Source organism: Nonomuraea phyllanthi (assembly GCF_006334985.2).
Classification (GTDB): domain Bacteria; phylum Actinomycetota; class Actinomycetes; order Streptosporangiales; family Streptosporangiaceae; genus Nonomuraea; species Nonomuraea phyllanthi.
This window is the reverse complement of record NZ_VDLX02000038.1, coordinates 41404-47495: the sequence shown is the minus strand read 5'-3', so window position 1 is coordinate 47495 and position 6092 is coordinate 41404. Positions and strand designations below refer to the sequence as shown.

The window sequence follows — 6092 nt, the reverse complement described above, 5'->3', positions numbered from 1 at the left end:
CTACCACAACCGCAGACGCTGGCAGCAGACGAACGCCTCCCCACCCGACGAATCAGTCACCGACAGCTGAGCACTCGCCCTATACGGCCAGGCTGTAGTTATCGGTGCATTGTGCTTGACAGATCTCCACCGTGTTGCGCTGCTTGTAGAGCTCGGGATCATGACGGACCGGCCGGCCACCGCGGGAGCCGCGCTTCTTGCGGTGGCCGGCCTGGTCGGCCTTTTCCGGGATGACCGTCTTGATCCCGCGCCGGCGCAGGTAGGCGCGGTTGCCGCGGGAGGAGTAGGCCTTGTCGGCGGCCACCGCGCCCGGCCGGGTGCGCGGACGACCCACCGGCAAACGGATCTTGATGCGCTCCAGCACGGCGCGAAACTGTGGACTGTCTCCAGCCTGACCAGCAGTGAGGACGAAGGACAACGGACGGCAGCGCCGGTCGGCCGACAGGTGCACCTTGCTGGTCAGCCCGCCCCGCGAGCGGCCCAGCTTGGCCGTCTTCAGCCGGAACCGGTGCCGGCGGCGTATCCGTCGTCGTCCGTCCCCGTCGCCGTGCCCGTCTTCGCCGGGGTCGCCGTCGCGGGCGTTTTGCCGCTTTGGCGTAGCCCCCTTTCCCGTTCGACGGCCTCGTGCAGCGCTGCGGACAACTCGCCGTCCAAGACCATCCCGGCGGCATGATGGTGAGCGCGGGCGGTGGTGGAGTCCACGCTGACCAAGTCGAGGTCGACCTGCCCACGAGCCGCAGCTTCGGCGATCATCGCCTGCATCAGCCGCTCGAACACGCCGTTCAGCGCCCAGGAGCGGAACCGGTCATAGGCGGTGGACCATGGCCCATACTCGACCGGCAGGTCCCGCCACGGGCTGCCCGTACGAAAGCGCCACATCACCGCGTTGAACTGTCGCCGCAGATCGGGGATCGGGCCCCGCTCACCCAACGGCAAGTGAGGCTCGATCAAGGACCACTCCTCGTCGGTGAGGTCTCCACGCGCCATGTCGATGGCCTACCAGGATTGCCGACCATGTCGCAGGCGATCCCTTTGATCTCAACTCCGTACAGGCTCTAGGAGGATCCACCAGCGGCGCGGGTGCGCGGTGCCGGGGACGTGCATGAGGCTCTCCACACGTAGGGGCGGGTCGAGGGTTGGTGTCGGTACAGCCGGTGCTGTGGTGCGCCGGCCGTACCGGGTCACAGGTTTTCGCTCTGGTGCTGTTCGTAGAGCAGGCCGTAACGGTCGATCCGCCACAGCTGGGCCAGCACGAGCAGTACGGTGCCCAGCACGAGCGGCCAGATCTCCAGGGCGATCAGTCCCCAGGCGATGAAGGCGAAACCGATCAGGCCGGCCACGATGAGCAGCCGTAGCACCACGCGATGTGCCGCCGGAGCCTTGCCGTCGACGTGGAGTTGCTCGCCGTAGATGCCGCGCGCCGCCCAGCTGGTCGGCTCGACCGCCGCAAATAGATGGACGTTCAGCCAGAGCCAGATGACGACGAGGGCAACACCGGCCAGTGACCACCAGCCGATCCACTCGCGGCTCCAAACGGCCAGTTCGAAGGCGGGAATAGCGGCGAACCGGGTCCAGACGCTCCATGGGTTGGCGTGTTTCTCCCACGCCTGGTCGGTCATGCCGTGCGCGCCTGCGACCACGTTCTTGGGCTTCACTGCTGGCTCTCCTTTGGCGTCGGGGAGGTCGCCGTAGCACGATCTCCACGCTTCAGATCATATAGAACTTTCAGAGATTTGTGAATTCTCTGAGAACTCGAATTCCTTGGTAGGCTTGGCGTATGGACACCGACCAGCGGCTGCGCGAGGCCGCCGAGAAGCTGGCGCTGACCCTGGCGCAGGGCGGCATGCAGAAGACGACCGCCCGGGTGATGACGGCGCTGCTCTACACCCGGCAAGAGTCGATGACCGCCGCCGACCTGTGCGCGGAGTTGTCCATCAGCTCGGGAGCGGTGTCCACCGCGGTCAAGCAGCTGATCCCGCTCGGCCTGATCGAACGGGTGCCGGCCCCCGGCAGCCGCCGCGACCACTATCGTTTCCGCCAGGGGGCTTGGGCCAGCTTGATGTCACAGCAGAACGCGATGCTGGCCACCATGGGGGATGCCGCCCAGGAAGGCCTGGACGCGGCGGGCGAAGACGGCATCACCGGCCGGCGCCTTCACGAGATGAAGGACTTCTACGCCTACATGACCGAGCAGCTGATCCCGCTCATCGACAGCTGGCGCGAACGCTATGCCGCCCAGCACACCGACGCTCCCCGGTAGCGGCTGTCAACCGCCTGCTTTCTAGTCATCCAGCCCGGAACTGACAGGTCCGAACTCTTGAGCGCCCGCCGCGGACGTGCTCGGGCCTGCCGGGACGTGGCCGCGCAGGAGGTGAACGCCCACGGCGATGATCCAATCGAAGCCGGTCAGCAGGGAGAGGTGTTCGAGCAAGCCCACAGGGGCCGGCTGCCAGAGGCCCAGAGCGTCGAGGTGGTAGGCGACACCGGCGGCGAAGGCGAAGGCGATGATCAGAGCGCCAGACAGGCGCGAGTAGAACGGCCCATGCGTGCCTTGCCTGTGCCAGGCGCCGGGTCAGCACGAACGCGGCTGCGCTGAGCCCGGCGAACAGGGCGAAGCCGGTCCTCTGGTGGATGAGGGAAGTGCATGGTCCCAGTGGTTGTTGCTCTCCCAGTGACGCCTGTTTGGGGCTCAGCACTGACACGTTTCTTACTGGCACCCCATTCTTACTGGCACCCCATCGAGGCCCAGATCGCGATCGTCGCGCCCTTGCGTTCGGCCGGTACGGCGTGCAGCAGGACAGCGAGCGTGTTGGGCAGCACGGCGGCGGCGCCGACGCCCGTGACGGCCCGGCCGGCGAGAAGCGCTGGCTGCGCGAGACCATCCGCGACGCGCTCTGGATAGCCGGTGTTGAGCGGGTCACCTCGACCCTGCGGTTTCGGGTGACTTCATTCGGCGCCGGACTACGTGAGCGCGAGCGAGCTGTCCCTGGCATGGATGGTGTCGATTGCGCGGCCTGGTGACGTTGCCCACAGCGCCGCTGGAGGTCCGTAGCCGGCCTGGGCAGGTAGCCTGACAGACTTTCCGCCTGGTCACGCTCCTGTCGTGGCCCATTGGCCGACGACGGCGGAGCGGACGCCAAGGACGGCCAGGCGCGCCAGGTCGACCGCGGCGGCAGGCAAAGAGAGATCAGCGTCGACCTCGGCGGGCGGTGCCGAAGATGGATCTGGTGATCTCCCGGCCGAGGGCGGAGGCGGCAGAGCGCGCGAACGAGCGGAACTCCTTCGACTCCAGCACGTTCTCCAGCAATGTCGGCTCCGGCTTGCGCTCCCGCTTGGCCTCGGGCGCGCGCGGGGCTTCGGCGGCCGGCGTTTCCGCCAGCTTCGCCGACAGGATCTCGTAGGCCGACTGGCGGTCGACCGCCCTGCCGTACTTCTGCTGCAGCGGCGAGGCGGCGATGACCTTCTGGATCATCTCCGGGCTCGACGGCGCCATGAGCGTCTGAGGGGCGCGCAGGCGCGTCCAGGCCACAGGGGTCGGCGCGCCTGTCTCCGACAGGACCGTGACGACCGCCTCGCCGATCCCGAGCTCGGTGAGCAGCCGTTCCAGGTCGTAGGAGGAGGCGGGGAACGTCGACACGGTGGCCTTGAGCGCCTTGGCGTCCTGGGGGGTGAAGGCGCGCAGGGCGTGCTGCGCGCGTGCGCCGAGCTGGGCGAGCACGTCGCCCGGCACGTCCTTGGGCGTCTGGGTGACGAAGAACACGCCCACGCCCTTCGACCGGATCAGCCGCACGGTCTGGGTGATCGACTGCAGGAACGCCTTGGACGCCTCGTCGAACAGCAGGTGCGCCTCGTCGAAGAAGAACACGAGCTTCGGCTTGTCGACGTCGCCCACCTCGGGCAACTCGTGGAAGAGATCGGCGAGCAGCCACATGAGGAAGGTGGAGAAGAGCTGCGGGCGGTCCTGCACGGCGGGCAGTTCGAGCACGGAGATCAGCCCGTGTCCGTCCGGCGTCACCCGGAGCAGGTCGCGCACGTCGAACTCCGGCTCGCCGAAGAACGCCTCCGCCCCCTGCGCCTCGAACGTGGTCAACGCGCGCAGGATGACTCCCGCCGTCGCCGCCGACAGCCCGCCGATCCCGCTCAGCGCCTCGGGATTGCCCGTCAGGTACTGGATGACCGCGATCAGGTCCTTCAGGTCCAGCAGGGGCAGCCCATTCTTGTCGGCGAAGTAGAAGATCAGCCCGAGCGACGACTCCTGCGTCTCGTTGAGCCCGAGGACCTTCGAGAGCAGGGTCGGCCCGAAAGCCGTCATGGTCGCGCGGATCGGGACGCCCTCTCCCAGACCGCCCAGGGAGAAGAACTCCACAGGACGGGCCTCGGGCTGCCACGCTTCCCCCACCTCGGCGGCACGCTGGGTGACGCGCTCGGAGGGCGTGCCGGGGGAGGCCAGCCCCGACAGGTCGCCCTTGACGTCGGCGAGGAAGACGGGAACGCCCTGGGCCGAGAGCTGCTCCGCCATGAGCTGAAGGGTCTTGGTCTTCCCCGATCCGGTGGCCCCGGCCACGAGCCCGTGCCGGTTGAGCGTGCTCAGGGGGATCCGGATCTGCTCCGAGGCGTCGGCGGCGCCGTCCTCGCGCACCAGGGCCCCGAGCTCAAGCGCCGGCCCCTCGAAGTCGTACCCCTTCATCACATCTCCCCGATCTTGCTGCCTCGCTCACGGATCGGCGCAGGTCAGTGCTGGTTCCATTCCCCGGACCGCGCGGATGAACGCCAGGCACCCGGACGGGTGGCCAACGGTCGTGGAGCACGCGGACGAGGACCCGGCTGTGGAAGCCTTCCGGGCCGGGGCTGGACAGGCCGGTCCTGCTCACCAAGGCCTTCCACAGCGCCCACCCGCGTGCCTGCCGCCAGGTGTCGTCGTCCAGCGCGGCGGCCTGCCTGAAGGCCTGCCGCTCGTCGCCGTCGCCGCCGAAGCCGGTCCAGGCCATCACCAGGCCGCAAGCCGGGTCTCCCACACCGCAGGCGCCGAAGTCGATGACCGCGAGGAGCGGGCTGTCGGCGGCGAGCAGGTCGCCGACGGCGACATCGCCGTGGAGCCAGGCCGGCGGGTGCGGCCAGGCCGGCTATGGACGCCTCCGGCGGCCCTGCTTGCCTATCATCGGCGATCGGACGTCGAAGCAGGAAGAAGGTGGAGGGTGGAACTCGGGGGCACGTCGGCGGAGACCGACTGGACATCGCATCGGCCGGCCGTTTTCGGGGCGGCCTACCGGATCCTGGGCACGGTGGCCGAGGCGGAGGACGTGACGCAGGAGGTCTGGCTGCGCGCCTCCGCCGCCGACCTGTCCGAGGTGCGCGACCTGCGGGCCTGGTTGGTGACCCTCGCCGCCCGGACGTCGTACAACGTGCTCCGGTCGGCCCGCGTCCGGCGGGAGTCCTATGTCGGGCCCTGGCTGCCCGAGCCGCTGCTGACGGGACCCGACGCCGCGGCCCGGGTGCTCATGGACGAGTCGGTGAGCACCGCGATGATGGTGGTGATGGAGCGGCTCACCCCCGCCGAGCGGGTCGCGCTGGTGCTGCACGACGTCTTCGACTTCCCGTTCGGCCAGATCGCCGAGGTGCTCGGCAACACGCCCGCGGCCAGCCGCAAGCTCGCCTCCCGCGCGCGGTCGCGGGTCGCCGCCGTCAAGGAGCGGCCCCGGGCGTCCAGGGCCGAGACCGAACGCGCGCTCAGGGCGTTCAAGGCGGCCGCCGACGGCGGCGACATGGCCGCGCTCGTCGAGCTGCTGCACCCCGAGGCCGTGTACGTCGCCGACGGCGGCGGCAAGGCCACCGCCGCGCGCAGGCCGGTGCGCGGCGCCGAGACGATCGCCCTGCTGGCGGTCAGGCAGATCCAGATCGGGCGCCCCGACACGTTCGAGATCATCGAGGTGAACGGGTATCCGGCCCTGGCGACCTACCGTGGCGGCAGGCTGATCTGGCTCGACACCATGGAGATCGCCGACGGGCGCATCACGGAGATCCGGCGACTGGTCAATCCCGACAAGCTCGCCCGCGCCGGTCACATCTGAGCCCGCCATTTTGTCTCCCTGCCG

At 69.2% G+C, this 6092-nt stretch carries 5 protein-coding genes and 2 pseudogenes; 3 read left to right on the top strand and 4 right to left on the bottom strand.

Annotated elements, in window-relative coordinates:
• Positions 1-124 precede the first annotated feature (124 nt).
• Positions 125-987 (bottom strand): annotated as a pseudogene (locus tag FH608_RS53620) (IS5 family transposase); the annotation flags it as partial.
• 194 nt (positions 988-1181) lie between these two features.
• A complete protein-coding gene (locus tag FH608_RS49690; protein WP_226900629.1) occupies positions 1182-1655 on the bottom strand; it encodes a DUF6653 family protein in 474 nt (157 codons plus the stop codon).
• A gap of 122 nt (positions 1656-1777) precedes the next feature.
• Here FH608_RS49690 and FH608_RS49685 point away from each other — a divergent pair, with 122 nt between their 5' ends.
• Both FH608_RS49685 and FH608_RS49680 read left to right on the top strand, forming a co-directional pair.
• The gene (locus tag FH608_RS49685; protein ID WP_139638206.1) at positions 1778-2260 is read left to right on the top strand and encodes a GbsR/MarR family transcriptional regulator; all 483 of its coding nucleotides are present in this window, start codon (positions 1778-1780) and stop codon (positions 2258-2260) included.
• 527 nt (positions 2261-2787) lie between these two features.
• Positions 2788-3021, top strand: a complete 234-nt coding sequence (locus tag FH608_RS49680; protein WP_152315455.1) for a hypothetical protein — start codon at positions 2788-2790, stop codon at positions 3019-3021.
• A 166-nt stretch (positions 3022-3187) separates the two neighbouring features.
• Here the strand turns inward: FH608_RS49680 and FH608_RS49675 are convergent, their stop codons facing one another.
• Together FH608_RS49675 and FH608_RS54650 are read right to left on the bottom strand one after the other, a co-directional pair.
• Positions 3188-4687, bottom strand: coding sequence for a helicase HerA-like domain-containing protein (locus tag FH608_RS49675; RefSeq protein WP_139638205.1), 1500 nt, complete (start codon positions 4685-4687; stop codon positions 3188-3190).
• Positions 4653-5108 (bottom strand): annotated as a pseudogene (locus FH608_RS54650) (phosphotransferase); the annotation flags it as partial. The pseudogene FH608_RS54650 and the gene FH608_RS49675, both read right to left, overlap by 35 nt.
• An 87-nt stretch (positions 5109-5195) precedes the next feature.
• On the opposite strand from FH608_RS54650, the gene sigJ reads away from it, so the two are divergent.
• A complete protein-coding gene (gene sigJ, locus FH608_RS49665) occupies positions 5196-6068 on the top strand; it encodes an RNA polymerase sigma factor SigJ (protein WP_139638204.1) in 873 nt (290 codons plus the stop codon).
• The last annotated feature ends 24 nt before the right edge of the window (positions 6069-6092 follow it).